20 protein-coding genes are annotated in these 15,962 nt (G+C 67.4%); 13 read left to right on the top strand and 7 right to left on the bottom strand.

Going from position 1 to position 15,962, the window contains the following annotated elements:
- Window positions 1–76: 76 nt before the first annotated feature.
- The 7 genes from V8686_RS16395 to V8686_RS16365 all read left to right on the top strand — a co-directional run bounded on the left by V8686_RS16395 (window position 77) and on the right by V8686_RS16365 (window position 2,369).
- A complete protein-coding gene (locus V8686_RS16395; protein ID WP_379706373.1) occupies window positions 77–304 on the top strand; it encodes a helix-turn-helix transcriptional regulator in 228 nt (75 codons plus the stop codon).
- Window positions 304–807 (top strand): hypothetical protein, encoded by a 504-nt coding sequence (locus V8686_RS16390; protein WP_379701762.1) that lies wholly within the window; start codon window positions 304–306, stop codon window positions 805–807. Before V8686_RS16395 ends, V8686_RS16390 begins: the two co-directional genes overlap by 1 nt.
- Window positions 800–1,066 carry a hypothetical protein gene (locus V8686_RS16385; protein WP_379701760.1) on the top strand — a complete coding sequence of 89 codons (267 nt, stop codon included), beginning with the start codon at window positions 800–802 and terminating at the stop codon, window positions 1,064–1,066. Before V8686_RS16390 ends, V8686_RS16385 begins: the two co-directional genes overlap by 8 nt.
- Window positions 1,067–1,255 carry a hypothetical protein gene (locus V8686_RS16380; protein WP_379701759.1) on the top strand — a complete coding sequence of 63 codons (189 nt, stop codon included), beginning with the start codon at window positions 1,067–1,069 and terminating at the stop codon, window positions 1,253–1,255.
- Window positions 1,242–1,523, top strand: a complete 282-nt coding sequence (locus tag V8686_RS16375) for a hypothetical protein (protein ID WP_379701757.1) — start codon at window positions 1,242–1,244, stop codon at window positions 1,521–1,523. Before V8686_RS16380 ends, V8686_RS16375 begins: the two co-directional genes overlap by 14 nt.
- Window positions 1,520–2,131: a hypothetical protein gene (locus V8686_RS16370; protein ID WP_379706370.1), complete on the top strand. Its 612-nt coding sequence runs from the start codon at window positions 1,520–1,522 to the stop codon at window positions 2,129–2,131. Before V8686_RS16375 ends, V8686_RS16370 begins: the two co-directional genes overlap by 4 nt.
- A 79-nt stretch (window positions 2,132–2,210) precedes the next feature.
- Window positions 2,211–2,369 carry a hypothetical protein gene (locus V8686_RS16365; protein ID WP_379706367.1) on the top strand — a complete coding sequence of 53 codons (159 nt, stop codon included), beginning with the start codon at window positions 2,211–2,213 and terminating at the stop codon, window positions 2,367–2,369.
- A gap of 1 nt (window position 2,370) precedes the next feature.
- Here the strand turns inward: V8686_RS16365 and V8686_RS16360 are convergent, their stop codons facing one another.
- Both V8686_RS16360 and V8686_RS16355 read right to left on the bottom strand, forming a co-directional pair.
- Window positions 2,371–3,609, bottom strand: a complete 1,239-nt coding sequence (locus V8686_RS16360) for a tyrosine-type recombinase/integrase (RefSeq protein WP_379701754.1) — start codon at window positions 3,607–3,609, stop codon at window positions 2,371–2,373.
- An 84-nt stretch (window positions 3,610–3,693) separates the two neighbouring features.
- Entirely contained in the window at window positions 3,694–3,885 is a 192-nt protein-coding gene (locus V8686_RS16355) for a hypothetical protein (protein ID WP_379706364.1), read from the bottom strand.
- A 166-nt stretch (window positions 3,886–4,051) separates the two neighbouring features.
- Between V8686_RS16355 and V8686_RS16350 the strand changes: the two genes are divergently transcribed.
- The 5 genes from V8686_RS16350 to V8686_RS16330 all read left to right on the top strand — a co-directional run bounded on the left by V8686_RS16350 (window position 4,052) and on the right by V8686_RS16330 (window position 8,595).
- Entirely contained in the window at window positions 4,052–4,210 is a 159-nt protein-coding gene (locus tag V8686_RS16350; RefSeq protein ID WP_379706361.1) for a hypothetical protein, read from the top strand.
- 55 nt (window positions 4,211–4,265) lie between these two features.
- Window positions 4,266–4,661 (top strand): DUF7383 domain-containing protein, encoded by a 396-nt coding sequence (locus V8686_RS16345; RefSeq protein ID WP_458329465.1) that lies wholly within the window; start codon window positions 4,266–4,268, stop codon window positions 4,659–4,661.
- A 247-nt stretch (window positions 4,662–4,908) separates the two neighbouring features.
- The gene (gene thsB, locus V8686_RS16340; protein WP_379706652.1) at window positions 4,909–6,537 is read left to right on the top strand and encodes a thermosome subunit beta; all 1,629 of its coding nucleotides are present in this window, start codon (window positions 4,909–4,911) and stop codon (window positions 6,535–6,537) included.
- Window positions 6,538–6,645: 108 nt separating this feature from the next.
- Window positions 6,646–7,563, top strand: a complete 918-nt coding sequence (locus tag V8686_RS16335; RefSeq protein ID WP_379706358.1) for a hypothetical protein — start codon at window positions 6,646–6,648, stop codon at window positions 7,561–7,563.
- Window positions 7,564–7,611: 48 nt separating this feature from the next.
- Window positions 7,612–8,595, top strand: a complete 984-nt coding sequence (locus tag V8686_RS16330) for an ornithine cyclodeaminase family protein (RefSeq protein ID WP_379706355.1) — start codon at window positions 7,612–7,614, stop codon at window positions 8,593–8,595.
- Here V8686_RS16330 and V8686_RS16325 read toward each other — a convergent pair.
- The 3 genes from V8686_RS16325 to leuS all read right to left on the bottom strand — a co-directional run bounded on the left by V8686_RS16325 (window position 8,592) and on the right by leuS (window position 12,924).
- Complete coding sequence (locus V8686_RS16325; RefSeq protein ID WP_379706352.1) at window positions 8,592–9,674, bottom strand: alpha/beta hydrolase family protein; 1,083 nt, start codon at window positions 9,672–9,674, stop codon at window positions 8,592–8,594. The genes V8686_RS16330 and V8686_RS16325 overlap by 4 nt on opposite strands.
- 133 nt (window positions 9,675–9,807) lie before the next feature.
- Window positions 9,808–10,038, bottom strand: coding sequence for a DUF7535 family protein (locus V8686_RS16320; RefSeq protein WP_379706349.1), 231 nt, complete (start codon window positions 10,036–10,038; stop codon window positions 9,808–9,810).
- Window positions 10,039–10,056: 18 nt separating this feature from the next.
- Entirely contained in the window at window positions 10,057–12,924 is a 2,868-nt protein-coding gene (gene leuS, locus V8686_RS16315) for a leucine--tRNA ligase (protein WP_379706346.1), read from the bottom strand.
- A gap of 197 nt (window positions 12,925–13,121) precedes the next feature.
- Between leuS and V8686_RS16310 the strand changes: the two genes are divergently transcribed.
- Entirely contained in the window at window positions 13,122–14,546 is a 1,425-nt protein-coding gene (locus V8686_RS16310) for a two-component system sensor histidine kinase NtrB (protein ID WP_379706343.1), read from the top strand.
- A 90-nt stretch (window positions 14,547–14,636) separates the two neighbouring features.
- On the opposite strand, the gene V8686_RS16305 is transcribed toward V8686_RS16310, so the two are convergent.
- Complete coding sequence (locus tag V8686_RS16305) at window positions 14,637–15,047, bottom strand: Hsp20/alpha crystallin family protein (RefSeq protein ID WP_407344210.1); 411 nt, start codon at window positions 15,045–15,047, stop codon at window positions 14,637–14,639.
- 106 nt (window positions 15,048–15,153) lie between these two features.
- The gene (pheA, locus tag V8686_RS16300) at window positions 15,154–15,957 is read right to left on the bottom strand and encodes a prephenate dehydratase (RefSeq protein ID WP_379706338.1); all 804 of its coding nucleotides are present in this window, start codon (window positions 15,955–15,957) and stop codon (window positions 15,154–15,156) included.
- Window positions 15,958–15,962: the final 5 nt, after the last annotated feature.

The raw sequence follows: 15,962 nt of genomic DNA, 5'->3' as shown, positions 1-15,962 counted from the left end.
CGAGACCCAGACCGGCCTCGAAGCCGACTACGGGCTCGCCATCAAGCGCGCCCTCGAGGGCTACTACGGCCAGGAGGTGTACCACGGGCGTCTGTACCCGAACCTCGACGACCTCTTCGAGAAGGGCCTCGTCGAGCGCGGAAGTGTTGACAAGCGGACCAACAGCTACGCGCTCACCGATGCTGGGCGCGATCTGCTGCGGGGACGCATCGAGTGGCTCGCCGACCAGGCCGGCCTAGACGTGATGGAGGTCGATCACCGGCTCGCGAACACCGAACCCGTCACCAAGGAGGGCGACGACTGATGGCGGGCTGTCGCAAGTGCGGCCGTCGGTGCAAGGGCCGTCTCTGTCGGGACTGTGAGCGCGACGAGCGGTACGCGGACGAAGCGCGGTACCGCGCTGACCAAGACGACGATGACGACGAGGGAGAGGACCCGGTCCCGCTGCCGGACGGCGGCGTCGCCGTCGACGGTGACCAGCCGGGGACGTTCGAGTGCCCGGACTGTGGCTGTCAGGTCACGCGCGGCCCGAGTGGCCGGGAGTACGGCCACCGACGCGGAACCACCCACGCCGACTACGAACGGTGCCCGCGGCGCTCGGCAGCGGTCGATCCCAAGCGGTCACAGCCCGACAGCGACCTCGTCACTGACGGCGGCCGCGTCCACCCGGCCGACGCGGCACTGACTCACCGCGGAATGGGTGACCAACGGTCGGCGACCTGTCCGAACGGGAGCGTCGAGTGCGCCAACCCCGGGACCGCACCCTGCGCGGAGTGCTTTCTGAATGGCGGTGGTGAGGATGCGTAGACACCTGGTTCGCGGCGTCGCGACGGCGGCCGCGTTCGCGACAGTGACCGCGCTGGCACCGTATGTCCTCGTCCGCGAGTTCACCCGCGGGGCGTCGGAGGCCGACCAGCAGACGGGCCTGCAGTGGATCGAGTCGGGGCATCGGACCATCCTCGTCGACCTCGACGCCACCGACGAGGACGATGCCGGACGTGAACGGTATCCAGCCCACGTCAGCGCCGACCAGGAGGCCGTCGTCGATGTCCAGGAGGTGCGGTAGATGGCCGACACCGAGCCGACCGAGACCGAGCGCTTCGACGCCGCCCTCGAGGAGGGCATCACGTTGGTCGAACAGGGCGATACGCCACTCGTCGCCGCCGACTGGGCCGCCGAGCGCTACGAGCTGAGCCATCGGCAGACCGAACTCGAGGAGCGGATCCAAGAGGAGGTCGAGGATGGCGACGACTGACGCTCCGACACCGCTGCGGGAGTACACCGCCGGCGATACCCTCGAATTCGAACTCGCCGATCGCGAGGGCATCCTGCTCGGGACCGTCGAACGGGTGACCTGCGTCGGTGGGGAGTGTCGGGTCCTGCTCGAGCAAGGCGTTCCAGACTGGCGCTGGCGCCTCGTCGACCGGCCAGGGCACCCGACGACCGCTGCGGTTCGGATGATCGACGGCGTCGCGGGGTGGGAGGATCGTGGCGCTGTTGCGTCCGTGGAGGTGGTGGCGTGAGTGACACCGTCCAGGCCTGTCCGGAGTGCGATTCGGCGGTCGTCTACGAACGCGCTGACGCCGATCCAGCTTGGATCTGCTACGAGTGCGACGCCGAGTTCGACGAGCCGGTTGAACGACCCTCCCGGGCGCCTGGGGTGACCGACTCGGCGGACGCCGAGGAACCACAGGGCACCGACTCGCCAACCCCGACGGTTGGGAAGCTGGACACGCCTGACGCGGTGTTCGAGGGTGTCGAGCCGGGGGCGAAACTGGCGATGGCCGACTACCAACAGCCGTTCACGCTGATGGACGTTCGTCACCGAATCGTGTGGGACGTTCCATTCGGCGAGGACTGGGTCGACGCCGAGGTGATCGTCACCCAGGGCGCCGGCCTCAGCGGGACGGGATACCGCGCCGCCGTAACGAGTGCGGGAGAGGTTGATTTGTATCGGCCCCACGGCGATGACTATGTCCGGGAGGCCGAGAAGCACATCACCAGCGCTCACAGCGTCGAGCACGTTGGCGAGATCAGCACAGCCGCGAAGCTCCAACTGCTCGGCGACGGGGTCGCCCAGCCCGAGGGAGACGACTCCTGGCAGCAGTATTACCGGGAGGGAGAGACGTGACCCGCGACTATTACCTGCTCGCGCTGTGGGCAGTGGTGCTCGCGGCCGGGAGTGGACTACTGATTCTGGACGTGATAGCATGAGTATCGAGACTGACAATCCTGACGACCCGACGATCTTCGAAGAGCTGTACGAACGCCACGGCGACGCCTACGAAGAGTTGGCGGTATCGGACAACCCCGCCGCGCCGTTAGCTCAGATGGTCGTCGACGAGGCGACCGGGGAGGACGATGCCTGAGTCAGTCGCCGTCCGCGGCGTCGCGGAATCGCTGGACGGCTTTCGCCCGGAGCGTGGGGTGTTCCATCATCGTCTCGAAGAGCGTGTCGATGGCGACCTGTTTGGTCTCGTCATCCGAGGAGACACGGCCCTGGTAGGCGGCGTTCTGGGCCTTCGAGATCGCGTCCGCGGCGATCGGATCGAGTGCCTGCCCGCACCACATACAGAGGCCCGAATCGGGCGGGCTCTCCTTCCCGCAGCGGTCGCACTCGATCGGGGCGTGATCCTCGGCCGTCTCGCGTTCGACCTCCTCGCCGTGGAGGGCGCGATACTGGGTAGTCGCGTCCTCGCCACCGAAGGTCGCGACATAGCGGGCGACGGCATCACTCCCGCGCTGGCGACCCTGGCGGTCCTCGATCAACGCCGCGTTCGCGCCCATCCGGGCGAGCCAGGTGGCGTTGGACTTCCGGAGGATCGTCGGCGTGACTCGCTTTTCGATGTCCGCCCGGCGGGCAGGTTCCTTGAACATCTTGAGGAACATCGGGTAGGAGAGATGCTCGGTGGCGCCGAGCTTGCACCACATCGGGGCGTCACCGCTGTCCTCGGGATGTTCGTCGAGCCACCGCGAAACGTAGGGCGTCGAGGGGACCAGTGCGACCTCGCGCTCGCCAGTCTTGCCGTCGACGACGACCTTCAGCGCCTCCGGACCGTCGATGATCTGGCCGCGAGTGAGGCTGTAGAGTTCGGACTCGCCCCGGAGGCCGGCGTCCATCTGGAGGGCGATCGCCGCCTTGTCGCGAGCGTTGCGCGCCTCGTCGATCATCGGCTTGATGTCCTCTTCCCAGCGGAGGAGGTCGGTCGATTTGGGCGAGGGGTCGTAGTTGCGGGGGGTCTTCGCCGAGACGATCTGGAGACTCTCGGGGACCTCGTTGCCCTCAGTGACGCGCTTTCCGAAGACCCGGACGGCGACGCGGTAGTCGCGGTTGGTCTCGGGGTTGTCGTAGGTCTGGTGGATCCAGCGGACGGTGTCCTTGACGGCGTCGGTGTCCTCAAGGAGTGGCTCCAGGGGACCGGCGTTTTCGCTGACGATGGTCAGGTGTCGGAGGAGCTTCTCGTGGCGGTTGTCGCCGTACTCCTCCCGGAGGAAGTACATCTCATCGGAGAACTCGATGAGGAGTTCGCGGTCGCGGTCACACCCGCCACGCTCGCCGGTGTCGAGCCGACCCCGCAGGGCGTCCACACGGTCGCCGGGATTCTGCATGGTTCATCTGCCTATACGTGGGATGTTAAACATCTGGTTGAACTCCCTGTCCCGGCGTATACTCTTCCGATCACTCCCGTGCAGTCACGACATCGCGTCCCGCGGCATCACCAAGTCGCCGCCGCAGGCCGGACACCGCGTGAACGACCCCGTCACGCCCGTCGTCGTCCGGTACTCGGCGTAGTCACAGTCGGTACAGACCGCCTCGGCGACGTATCTGCGGACGCCGGCTGGCTCCTCCGGACCGACTTCGGTTCCGCCCTCTTTCAGAGACATGGTAACACTCCACACTCGATCTACTTAACACACACGCCGAGATTTTCTTTCCAATAGTGGTGGATCGTCACTCGCACACCGTATTCGCTTCGTATTCGAACACTCTCACACGGACTCGGAATCGGAGAAAGGTTCATGTTGTGGGGGTGCGTCCCCTTGCATGACAATGCCTGACACGAAAAGTGGTCGCGAGCGAAACGGCCGGAACAAGCGCGCACAGCTGCGCCAGCGGCTGTACGAGGTGGAACTCGAATCGCTCGACGAAGAGGCGGAGTTGCCGGAGTTCGGCGAGGGCGAGGAAGGGACGCCGCTCGACGAACGGTAGTACAGGGAGCCACGGGCCGGCGTCCTTTTACGTACACCGACCCAATCGGTCGTCCGTGCCACCTCGTGCGAACTACGCGACGATGTACGTCGGCGCGCAACTCGCGCCGGAGCGGCGGGAACTCGACCTCGACTGGGCCGAGAACGTCGGCGACGAAACCGCGGCTCACGAGTTCGAGGTGCCGACCGACGACGCCTTCGACGGCTACGTTGGGATCCAGGCCTTCGACGTGGGCGCGTACGGCCACGAGATCCTGATCAACGGCGACCCAATGAGTGGATTCGACATCCCGCCCAACGACGGCTGGCAGTACTGGGTCGATACGTTCGCCGATGCCGTCTCGCTCACCGAGGGCACCAACGCTCTCCGAATCGCCCGCGACGTCGACTCCGACGACGCCTTCGCCGTCGGCACCGTCACCGTCCACTGGAAGGAACCCGAGGACGCGTAGCGCCCGCGTGCGGCGGTCCGCACCCTGGCGTGTACTTAAACCTTGCTCAGCCCCCGGTCGAGCGTTCCGTCTCGGTTCGTGATAACAGTTGTCAAGATTCGAGGTGGGGCGCCTCTGTCACCGGATTTCGTGCGGGGTCGTGCTCACATCTCTGTGCCCAATCTCCGCTCGCAACACCTACTTTTATATAGAAGGACAAACAATCAGACGATGAACCATGAGTCAGCGAATGCAGCAGGGTCAGCCGATGGTAATTATGGGCGAGGACGCCCAGCGCGTCAAGGACAAAGACGCACAGGAGTACAACATCTCGGCGGCCCGCGCAGTCGCGGAGTCGGTACGCTCGACGCTCGGTCCGAAGGGGATGGACAAGATGCTCGTCGACTCGATGGGCAGCGTCACCATCACCAACGACGGCGTGACCATCCTCCAGGAGATGGACATCGACAACCCGACGGCCGAGATGATTGTCGAAGTCGCCGAGACACAGGAGGACGAAGCCGGCGACGGGACGACGACGGCCGTGGCCATCGCGGGTGAACTCCTGAAAAACGCCGAGGAACTCCTCGATCAGGACATCCACCCGACGGCCATCATCAAGGGCTTCAACATGGCCGCCGAGCAGGCCCGCGAGGAAGTCGACGACATCGCGGAGCGCGTCGACCCCACCGACGAGGACCTCCTCCGCAAGGTCGCCGAAACGTCGATGACGGGCAAGAGCTCGGAACTCGACAAGGACCTGCTCGCACAGCTCGTCGTCGACGCCGTGCAGGCCGTCACCGTCGAGGCCGAGGACGGCTCCCACGTCGTCGACCTGGAGTTCGTCGAAGTCGAGACCCAGACCGGAAGCTCCGCGTCGGAGTCCGAACTCCTCAACGGCGCGGTCATCGACAAGGACCCCGTCAACGACGACATGCCCGTCGAGTTCGACGAGGCCGACGTCCTCTTGCTGAACGATCCCATCGAGGTCGAGGAGACCGACGCGGACACGCAGGTCAACATCGACAGTCCCGACCAGCTCCAGCAGTTCCTCGACAGTGAGGAGAAACAGCTCCGCCAGAAGGTCGATCAGATCGTCGCCACGGGCGCCGACGTGGTGTTCTGTCAGAAGGGCATCGACGACCTCGCGCAGTATCTGCTGGCCAAGGAGGGCATCTTGGCCGTCCGCCGGACGAAGAAGTCCGACATGGGATTCCTCCAGGAGATCCTCGGCGCCGAAATCGTCTCCGACCTCGACGCCGCGACCGACGCCCACCTCGGCTCCGGTTCGATCACCCGCGACGCCGAGGCCGGCCTGTTCTACGTCGAGGGCGACAACGCCCACGGCGTGACCATCCTCCTGCGCGGCTCGACCGAACACGTCGTCGACGAACTGGAGCGCGGCATCCAGGACGCCCTCGACGTCGTCTCGACCACCGCGGCCGACGGGCGCGTCCTCGCCGGCGGCGGCGCCATCGAAGTTGAACTCGCGAGCCGCCTTCGCGATTACGCCGACAGCGTCAGCGGCCGGGAACAGCTGGCCGTCGAGGCCTTCGCGGACGCGGTCGAGGTCGTCCCGCGCGTCCTCGCCAGCAACGCCGGGCTCGACAGCATCGACACCCTCGTCGACCTGCGTGCCGCCCACGAGGCGGGCGATACGCGCGCCGGCCTCAACGTCTTCACCGGCGACGTGGTCGACACCCTCGATGCGGGCGTCGTCGAACCCGCCCACTCGAAGGAGCAGGCACTCTCCTCGGCCAGCGAGGCCGCCAACCTCGTCCTGAAAATCGACGACATCATCGCTGCGGGCGATCTCTCGACCTCCGGCGACGAGGACGAGGGTGCCGGCGGCGCCGGCGGCATGGGCGGCATGGGTGGTATGGGCGGCGCGATGTGACGTAGGCGCACACCGACACTTCCCGAGGCACGCTCCGCCCCCCGACCGACTCGCGTTTTTTCCGTCCCCGACACAAAGTCCTTACCCCCGACGCCGGTAGCCGGCGGCATGCCCTCCGACAGACGTGCGTTCCTCGCGAGTCTCGGCACCGCGGCGGCAGGGATGGCCGGCTGTCTCGGCGCTCCCGATGAATCGAACGGATCGCCGACGGCGACGGCGACGACGACGGCGACGCCCACCCCCGGTTCCACCGGGGCGGTAACGGCGCCGCTCGGCGAGACCATCGAGGTGGACGGCGTGCGCGTCACGGTCTCCGACCTCGTCGCGGCCCACTCCGTCCGGTATCTGTCCGCTCCCGACGCCTTCGACGTCGTCACGGCCGACGGCGACCAGTTCGTCTTCGTCTCCGTGGTCGCCGAGGGCGGGAGCCGCCCCCCATCGCCCGGTTCGTTCGGGATCGTCGTCGCCGACGTCCGGTACAGCTCCGGTCTCGAAGCGCTCGGTCCGGCGCGCGTCGATGCGCCCGTGCGTGGGCGCCGGTACGACGACACGGAGCGGCGCGGCTATCTGGCCTTTCGCCTTCCGGCCCCCGTCGCAACGACGGACCTCGCCGTCCTCTCCGACGAGGGGCGATGGACCGTCCCCCCGTCGGCGGCCGAGCCCCTCGGGTCGCCGCCGCCGTCGTTCGCGGCCAGCGTCGACGTTCCCGAGGCGGTCCCCGCGGACGACCCCGTCCCGATCACCGTCGACCTGACCAACGAGGGCGACGGCCCCGGCGTCTTTCGCGGGGCGATCAACTACCAGGGGCCGCTCTACTCCGCGGCGTCGTTCGACGTCTCGCTCGCGGCCGGCGAATCGACGACTCACGAGGCGACCGTCGACTACTACGTCGACAGCGGGGTTCCCCCCGAGCGCGTCCAGTTCGCGGTGATCGGCCCGGGACTCTCCCGGTCGTTCGAGGTGACCATCGAGGGTGGGGGGACGCCGTCGGGGACGGGTACCGCCACCGGAACTGCGACCCACTGAGCCACACCCCGCGAAACTGGTAACTCTCCCGTCACGCTAGGGGTGTCCATGGAGACTCTGCTTCTGGACGCCGAGACCGTCGAGGACAACGCTCCCATGGACCCGCTCGTCGACGCCGTCGAGTCGGCGTTCGCGGCCTACGAACGCGGCGACGCGACCATGCCGCCGAAGTCCTACGTCGACCTCCCGCAGTACGACGGCGACTTCCGGTCGATGCCGGCCTACCTCCGGGCCGAGGACTGGGACGCCGCGGGCGTGAAGTGGGTGAACTCCCATCCACACAACGGGGAGCGCCACGGTCTCCCGACGGTCATGGGGACGATGATCTACTCCGACCCCGAGACGGCGGTGCCCCTCTCGATCATGGACGGCACGACGCTCACGACCCGGCGGACGGGTGCGGCCGCCGCCGTCGCCACCGACTACCTCGCCGTCGCGGACGCGACGTCGCTCGGCCTCGTCGGCGCGGGCGTCCAGTCGTTCGCGCAACTGGACGCCATCACGACGGTCCGGCCCATCGAGACGGTGGTCGTCGCCGACGCCGACGCCGAGCGGGCGGCGGCGTTCGTCGAGGACGTGAGCGACCGCTTCGACGCCCGCGTCGGATCCATCTCCGAGGCTGCCGCCTGCGACGTGCTCTCGACGGTGACGCCCGTCCGGGACCCAATCGTCGACGCCGTCGGCGAGCGCACCCACGTCAACGCGATCGGCGCCGACGCCCCCGGCAAACACGAACTCGCCGACGACCTGCTGGCGGCCGCGAAACTCGTCGTCGACGATCACGCGCAGTGTACCCACTCCGGCGAGATCAACGTACCCTACGAGGCGGGACGACTCACCGACGACGACATCCACGCCGCCCTCGGCGCCGTGGTGACCGGCGCGGCGACGGGACGGACCCCCGAGGACGGCGTCACCGTCTTCGACAGCACCGGCCTCGCCATCCAGGACGTGGCCGCCGCCCACGTCGTCTACGAACGCGCCTCCGCGGCCGGTGCCGGGACGGCCTTCGACCTGCTCGGCCTGGCCTAACTGAGCCGTTCGCGCATCCAGTCGGCCGCGTAGGGACGATACTGGGTGACGCGGTTCTTACAGACGTGGTCGCCGTCGGGGTAGTACAGCAACTCGCCGTTGGGCGCTCGTTCGGCGATTCGCTCGGTCTGTTCGGGCGGGATGACGGTGTCGTTGCCGCCCGCGATCATGAGCGACGGCGCGGTCAGGTTCTCGATATCCCCGTGGAGCGTCATCCGCTCGGTCACGTCGTCGGCCTCGACCAGCGAGTCGGTGTGACAGGCGTGGAGAAAGCCCTCCCGCATGCTCGGGTTGTACATCGAGGCGGCGCCGACGCTGAAGGGACCGGCAAGCCCCACGCAGGCGTCGAACCGGTCGTCGTTGGCGGCGACGTGCGGGGCGTAGAACCCGCCGATCGAGACGCCGTAGACGCCCAGACGCGAGGCGTCGACGCCGTCGAATCCCTGTGCGTGATCGACCGCGGCCGAGATGGCTTCGTGGTACTCTGGGGTCATGGGGCGGGTGTACCACGCCTCGCCCTGCCCGGGGCCGTCGACCGAGAGCGTCGCGACGCCGCGGGCGTGGAAGTCCGACGCCCGCGTGTGTTGTTCTTCCTTCGTCGAATCGAGTCCGGAGAGGAGAATCACCAGCGGCGACTCGTCGAGGCCGTCGGGACTGTGCGACGGCACCCGCAGGAAGCCCGGAACGTCGACCCCGCCCGGACACGGCGCTTCGATCCGTTCGGCCGCCGGATCGAGGTGTGGTCCCGCCTTCTCGAACAGTTCGACGCCGCGTCGGTGGACCGTCTCGCGGCGGTCCTCGTCGACGAACCACGCGAACGAGCCGAAGTGACAGTACATCGACGCACGGAGGTAGTGTTCGCCCGCACTCGTCGAGTTGCCCGCCGCCTCCGCGTCCCGTCCGCGTTCGGCGTGTTCCTCACCGACCGCCGCGAAGGCGTCGCACCACTCCGCCCACGTGTCGATATCCGCTCGCAGGTTCTGCAGGTCGTACCGGTCGAGGCCCTTGGCGAGAAATCGCGTCCACCACCGGTCGAAGCGGTCTTCGACGTACTCCCGGCCGCGTCCGTCGTCGGTCATCGGTTCCCCGTGTCGCGCGCTCCGTTCCACTGCCGTCGCCGTTCCAGCGTCGTCGTGACCGTCCGTATCGAATCGTACACGCGTGGCGCAACGTTGGTCAGTCCGAAAATAAGTATTTCCGTGAGGAGACGGGTCACTCCGCCGTCGGGGCGACGGCGTCGAGGGCGTTCGTGACCGCCCCCACCAGGAGCAGAATCGGCAACGACGGGAGGAGGATCACTATGCCGAGAAAGGGACTCCATCCGATCACGTCCACCTCGGCGCCGGGGCGGGAACGAAACGACTCGCTGACCGTTCGATAGACGGCCGTCGTGCCCGCGTCCTCGTCGGCGTCGCTCGTGGACGAGATACGCGGGGCCGACAATAACTGTTTCCTGTCCGACTATTCGAGGTAGATCGCCGGGCGGAAGGGGACGGCGTCGCCGGCCTTCTCGCCCGGGTCTGGCGGGTCGGCGTCCTCGGCGTAGACGGTCACGTCGGCGTCGAACTCGCGTTCGAGGAAGGGAACGGCCGCCTCGTAGACGCGCGTTTCGTCCAGGTCGCGCATGGCGTCGACCGTTCCGTCGTCCAAGTCACGCGCGAGTTCGACGAGTTCGCCCGCGAGGTCGTTCACCTCGTTCCCCCGTTCTCGGAGGTCCGGATCGCTCATCGCCTCGCTCATCACGGCACCCACGTCTGGGCCGGCCTCGGCGACCGCGTCGAACACCGTCCGCTTCCAGTCGGCGGCGACGTACACCCGTATCGTGTCGGGATCGGTGCCCGTCACGTCGACGATGTCGTGGATGTCTTCCGTGAGCCGTTCGATCTGCCGTTCCTGCAGTTCTGCCCCGGTGCTCTCCAAGGCGGGATCGACCTCGGGCCACGGGACGTCCTCGGCCGGGTCGCCAGTCAGCCGTTCGTGGAGTTCGTTCGCCATGAACGGGACGAACGGTGCGAGGAGGCGCAGTCGGGTCTCCAGGGCGTGTCGGAGCGTCCACTGGGCGCCCGCACGGTCCTGGTCGGTACGACGGCGGTACCACCGGAGCGACTCTTCGAAGCCGTAGAAGGCTGTCTGGCTCGCCGACCGCGTTTCGGAGCCGTCCATCGCCTCCGTCACCTCGCGGACGGTCCGCTGGAGCTTCGAGAGCAGCCACCGGTCGATGTGTTCGAGGTCCTGGGCCGCGGGGTCGTCGTCGAACGTCGAGACCGGCTCCTCGGCCAGCAGTTCCTGGGCGCGGTTCCAGAACCGTTCGAGCTGGTTACGGACGCTCTCGACTTGCCCGGCGCGCCAGTCGTAGTCCTGCCACGGCTCCGCGGAGTTGAGCAGGAAAAAGCGCACCGTGTCGGCGCCGTACCGTTCGATGGCCTCGCCGGGGAGGACGACGTGGCCCTTCGAGGATGACATCTTCTCGCCCTCCAGCAGGCCCATGCCCATGATGACGATGCCAGCCGGCCACTGCGATTCGTCGAACAGCTCCGCGTGGTGGAACAGGTAGAACGTGAGGTGATTCGAGATGAGGTCGTTCGCGGAGAAGCGGTAGTCGACGGGGTACCAGTACTGCCACTCCTCGCGCAGGTCGAGCGCCCGCGGATCGGGGTCCTCGACGGCCTCGGAGCCGTAAAAGAGGGCGTCGAAGAAGTCCCGGTCGAGGTCGTCGACCGGAATCTCGCGCAGGCGCGGCGCGAGCGTGTAGTACGCCATGTAGATGGTCGAGTCCGAGAGGGGTTCGATGACGAAGTCGTCGTCCCACGGCAGGCGCGTCCCCAGCCCGTAGTTGCGGATACACGGCCACTCGTTGAGCCAGTCGATGGTGTGGTAGTACTCGCCCTCGGTGTTCTCGGGGACGCACTCCATGTTCTCGACGACCCGTTTCGTCATCTCCTTCCAGTCCTCGTCGTTGTACCGGAGGAACCAGGTGTCCTGTTCGGCCACCTCGACGTGGCCGCCACACCGGCAGACGACCTCCTCGGAGAACTCGTACATCGTCCCGAAGTGGCCGGCGTCGATGCCGGCGTCGCGGTAGGCCTCGCGCACGTCTTCGATCACCTCGCCGCCGAACTCCTCGTAGTCGTCGTGGAGGCGGCCGGCGTGGAACTCGCGGTTGTACAGTTCCTTCGTCACGTCCTCCAGTTCGGGATCGTTCGAGGACTCGACGCCCGCCGACTCGACGGCGTCGCGGGCGGGGACGTCGCCGTACCCCTCGACGTCGAGGATCGGAATCGGTTCGATAGCATCGACGACGGCAGGGTCGACGCCGTAGCGTTCCATCCGTTCGTCGTCCGCCTTCGCCTCCTGCAGGGCGAGGTAGTCGTCCGGCGAGTGGGCGGGCACCGACATGACGACGCCCGTCGCGTTGTCGGGGTCGACGAACGTCGCCGGCAGGACCGGCACCTCGTCGCCGGTTACGGGGTTGGTGACATCCTCGCCGACCAGTTCCGCACCGGAGAACCGCTCTTCGACGTGCACGTCGTGGGCCTGCAGGCGGAGTTTCTCCGTCGCCGCCTCGCTCACGAGCCACGTCTCGCCGTCGACCGTCGCGCGTACGTAGGTTCCGTCGGGGTTCACGTAGGCGTTCGTAACGCCCCGTACCGTCTCCGGTCGGAGCGTCGCCATCGGCACCACCGCGTCGTCGAGGCCGAAGCGGATCAGGGTGTACTCCTGATACTCGGCCTCCTCACCCTCCAGAATGTCGTGGGTTGTGACCGGCTGTTCCTCGTTCGTGCAGTATTTGACGGGGTGGAGGCCCTTCTCCAGTCGGCCCCGCTCCCGCAGGGTCTCGTACTGCCAGGTGATGAACTTCGAGTAGCGGTCGTCGTTGGTGGTGAACTCGCGTCGCCAGTCGATGGAGAGACCCAGCGATTTCATCCCCCGCTTGTAATGTTCCTCGATGAAGTAGCGGGCGTAGCCCATCGGCGTCTCCAGTTCCTGGAGGGTGTCCTCGGGCACGTCGTAGGTGTCCCGGAGGACCGACAGTTGCTCCTCCTCGCCTTTCTTCAGGCGTTCGACGGCGCCGATGATCGGCGTGCCGGTGACGTGCCAGGCGATGGGAAAGAGGACGTTGTCGCCCTGCTGGCGGCGGTAGCGGGCGTACACGTCCGGCACGGTGTACGTCCGGGCGTGTCCGATGTGCATCCCGCCGCTCGGGTAGGGATACGGCACGGTGATGAACGTCGCGTCCTCTCCCTCGCTGTCCGGGTCGGCTTCGTACCGGCCCGTCTCGGCCCAGCGCTCCCGCCAGCGCTCCTCGATGTCCTGCGGGTCGTAGTCCATACTCCGGTGGAGGTCCCCCCGACCTAAAATAACTCCTATACCACCGGGCGATCGGGGGCTCGCCGGCCGAAACGGGAGCCATCTCGCAGTATCACGACTGAACCGTACGGATAAGAGGCCATTATCCTGGGCCGGGGTTCCGGTAAGCGACCATTATCTATCCGTGCCCCCGATGACAATCCAGGGTGAGAACAGTCGTGACACGGTCGTCGCTCGGACGGGTCGTCGGGACGGGCGTTCTCGTCGGTCTCGCCGTCGCGGTCCTCGTCGTCTGGGACGGACGCCTTGGCAACGGGGCGTGGCAAACGCCAAGTCGCGTCGCCGCTCCGGCCGGGTTGGTGATCCTCCTCGTCGTCGTGGCCGGGTGGCTCCTCCGGAGTGACCTCGACGGGTGGGTCGCCATCCAGGTTCCCGTGACGACGCTTCTCGGCGTGGTCGTCTTCGGCGGCGTCGCCTGGGGTGTGACTCTCGACTCCGCGACCGGATCGCGGACGGCGCTGGTGGTGTTGAACTTCGCGGGCGCGGGCGGTGCCGTCGGCGTCCTCATCGGGCTGTTCACGGCGAAACAGTCGGCGACGATCCGGTCGCTCCACACCGCCCGCGACGAGTACCGGGCCCTCTTCGACGGCATCGGCGATACGGTCATCGTCCACGACACGCGGGGACGGATCATCGCCGCCAACGAGGTGGCGGCGGTCCGACTCGGCTGTGACCCGTCGTCGCTCGAGGGGCGCTCCATCGACGACGTCGAGGGTGACGCCGCCTTCGACGGCCGGCACGCCGCGGGCGGGGATCGTCTCGTCTACGAGACGGTCCACGTGACCGCCGACGGCGGGGCCGTTCCCGTCGAGGTCAGCGCTCGGCTCGTCCGGTACCACGACGCGCCGGCCGTGCTTTCCGTTGCCCGGGATATCAGCGAGCGGCGGGCCTCCGAGCGTGAACTATCGCAGGCCCGTGACCAGCTACGGGCGCTCAACCGGGTGCTTCGACACGACATCCGCAACGATATGCAGATCGTTCTCGGCCACGCCGAACTCCTCGACGACCACGTCGACGAGGCGGGGCGGGACCACCTCGAGACGATCACCGACACCGGCGAACACGTCGTCGAACTCACCCGAAGCTCCCGTGACCTCGCGCGGACGGTCGCCGGGGGGACGGAACTGCCGCTGGAGGCGGTGTCGCTCTCGGAGACGCTCCGGGGCGAACTGGACCGGCGACGGAAGGTGTTCACCGACGCGGAGTTGGTCCTGGAGGGCGACGTGCCGGACGTCGAGGTTCGGGCGAACGATCTGCTCTCCTCGGTGTTCCGGAACCTGCTGAACAACGCCGTCCAGCACAGCGACCGCGACGAACCCACCGTCACCGTCTCGGCTGACCTCCTACGGGGTCCTCATCGCGTCCGCGTTCGCGTCGCCGACGACGGTCCGGGCATCCCGGCGGAACTGGAAGATGACGTCTTCGGCAGGGGCCAGAGGGGCCTCGAGAGCGAGGGAACGGGGCTGGGGCTGTATCTCGTCGAATCGCTCGTCGACCACTACGGCGGCGAGGTGTGGGTCGAGGAGAACGACCCCCGCGGCACCGTCGTGGTCGTCGAACTCCCGCTTGCGGACCGGGACTGAGACGGCTCGTCGTCACTGTGTCCCGGCCGTCGCCGACCACGGGGGACGACGGCGGCCGAAACTGACTGACAACAGTCCGTACGAGACCGATCACTCGACGTCGATGTGGCGCACGTCGCCGTCGGCTTCGACGGGAACCGTCACCGTCAGCACGCCGTTCCGGTAGGTCGCCGTGGCGTTCTCGCCGTCGACCGCCACGGGCAGGTGGATCGTACGTCGCACCGTGCGGTGGTGGCGCTCGCGGCGCACGTAGGAGTCGTCGTCGGACGACGACTCCATCTCGGATTCGGCGCGGACCGTCAGGCGGTCGTCGTCGATAGAGATGTCGAACTCCCCCTTCTCGAAGCCGGGGACGTCCGCCGTCACGACGAGTTCGTCGTCGTGGTGGGCGATGTCGACGGCGAAGTCGGCGCTCCCGGAGACGGCTCGGCCCATCGTGCCGAAGCCCTGGTTCATCCGCTCGAACAGGTCGTCGAAGTCACTGAAGTAGTTGGGTTGCATCGGGTAATTCACCGGGACGTTGTACGCTCGGTGAGGGCATAAAGATAGCAGGACGGGAGCTATCCATGCGCACGATAGCTGGCCTGTAGGCACCGTCTGCGGCACCTCAGACGACGTGGCGTGTGTCGTACGAGCCGAGGCGTCGGACCCACCCGTTGGCGGCGATATTCTCTACGTCCTCGACGGCCGCCTGCGCGTGGTCCTCGTAGAGGCCCGCCTCGAAGTCGATGTGGAAGAGGTAATCGCCGAGGCGGTCACCGGTGGGTCGGGACTCCACACGCGAGAGATTGATGTCGCGGTCGGCGAAGGCCTCCAGCAGTTCCAGGAGGAGGCCGGGGTAGTTGGCGTTCGGGTTGACGATGATCGTCGACTTTCCGCCGGCGTCGGAGCGTTCCTCGGCGGGCGAGATGACGAAAAACCGGGTGGCGTTGGAGCTTCGGTCCTGGATGTCTTCGGCGAGCACCTGAAGGTCGTCGCCCGCGTTGTCGGGGTGGGCGATGGCGGCGACGGTGTCGTCTTCGCGGGCGTGTTCGACGCCGCGGGCGGTGCTCGCGACGGCTTCGAGGGTCACGTCCGGATACTCCGCTTCGAGGAAGGTTCGACACTGGGCGAGCGCCTGCGAGTGGCTGGCGACGACGTCGAACGACTCCGACTGGGCGATCAGCGCGTGCCGGATCGGCGTGACGACTTCCTCGACGACGCCGACGTCGTAGGCGGACAGGGCGTCGAGCGTCTCCGTAACGCTTCCCTCGATGCTGTTCTCGATAGGGACGACCCCGCGGCGGTACTCGCCGTCGGCGACCGCCTCGACGATGGCCGTCACGGATTCGCTGAACGTCACCTCGTCGGCGACCGCTCGCGCGGCGCGGTGGGAGTACGTCCCCGCCGGACCGAGCGTGATGGCTTCCATGGGCC

Source organism: Haloplanus litoreus (assembly GCF_045690335.1).
GTDB classification, from domain to species: Archaea; Halobacteriota; Halobacteria; order Halobacteriales; family Haloferacaceae; genus Haloplanus; species Haloplanus litoreus.
This window is presented reverse-complemented; position numbering and strand designations above follow the sequence as displayed.

What these genes read in the sequence shown, in the direction of transcription:
- V8686_RS16390 (WP_379701762.1), top strand. Translation starts at nt 304, where the DNA reads ATGGCGGGCTGTCGCAAGTGCGGCCGTCGGTGCAAGGGCCGTCTCTGT.
- V8686_RS16385 (WP_379701760.1), top strand. Translation starts at nt 800, where the DNA reads ATGCGTAGACACCTGGTTCGCGGCGTCGCGACGGCGGCCGCGTTCGCG.
- V8686_RS16380 (WP_379701759.1), top strand. Translation starts at nt 1,067, where the DNA reads ATGGCCGACACCGAGCCGACCGAGACCGAGCGCTTCGACGCCGCCCTC.
- V8686_RS16375 (WP_379701757.1), top strand. Translation starts at nt 1,242, where the DNA reads ATGGCGACGACTGACGCTCCGACACCGCTGCGGGAGTACACCGCCGGC.
- V8686_RS16365 (WP_379706367.1), top strand. Translation starts at nt 2,211, where the DNA reads ATGAGTATCGAGACTGACAATCCTGACGACCCGACGATCTTCGAAGAG.
- V8686_RS16360 (WP_379701754.1), bottom strand. Translation starts at nt 3,609, where the DNA reads ATGCAGAATCCCGGCGACCGTGTGGACGCCCTGCGGGGTCGGCTCGAC.
- V8686_RS16355 (WP_379706364.1), bottom strand. Translation starts at nt 3,885, where the DNA reads ATGTCTCTGAAAGAGGGCGGAACCGAAGTCGGTCCGGAGGAGCCAGCC.
- V8686_RS16350 (WP_379706361.1), top strand. Translation starts at nt 4,052, where the DNA reads ATGCCTGACACGAAAAGTGGTCGCGAGCGAAACGGCCGGAACAAGCGC.
- thsB (WP_379706652.1), top strand. Translation starts at nt 4,909, where the DNA reads ATGGTAATTATGGGCGAGGACGCCCAGCGCGTCAAGGACAAAGACGCA.
- V8686_RS16335 (WP_379706358.1), top strand. Translation starts at nt 6,646, where the DNA reads ATGCCCTCCGACAGACGTGCGTTCCTCGCGAGTCTCGGCACCGCGGCG.
- V8686_RS16330 (WP_379706355.1), top strand. Translation starts at nt 7,612, where the DNA reads ATGGAGACTCTGCTTCTGGACGCCGAGACCGTCGAGGACAACGCTCCC.
- V8686_RS16325 (WP_379706352.1), bottom strand. Translation starts at nt 9,674, where the DNA reads ATGACCGACGACGGACGCGGCCGGGAGTACGTCGAAGACCGCTTCGAC.
- leuS (WP_379706346.1), bottom strand. Translation starts at nt 12,924, where the DNA reads ATGGACTACGACCCGCAGGACATCGAGGAGCGCTGGCGGGAGCGCTGG.
- V8686_RS16305 (WP_407344210.1), bottom strand. Translation starts at nt 15,047, where the DNA reads ATGCAACCCAACTACTTCAGTGACTTCGACGACCTGTTCGAGCGGATG.
- pheA (WP_379706338.1), bottom strand. Translation starts at nt 15,957, where the DNA reads ATGGAAGCCATCACGCTCGGTCCGGCGGGGACGTACTCCCACCGCGCC.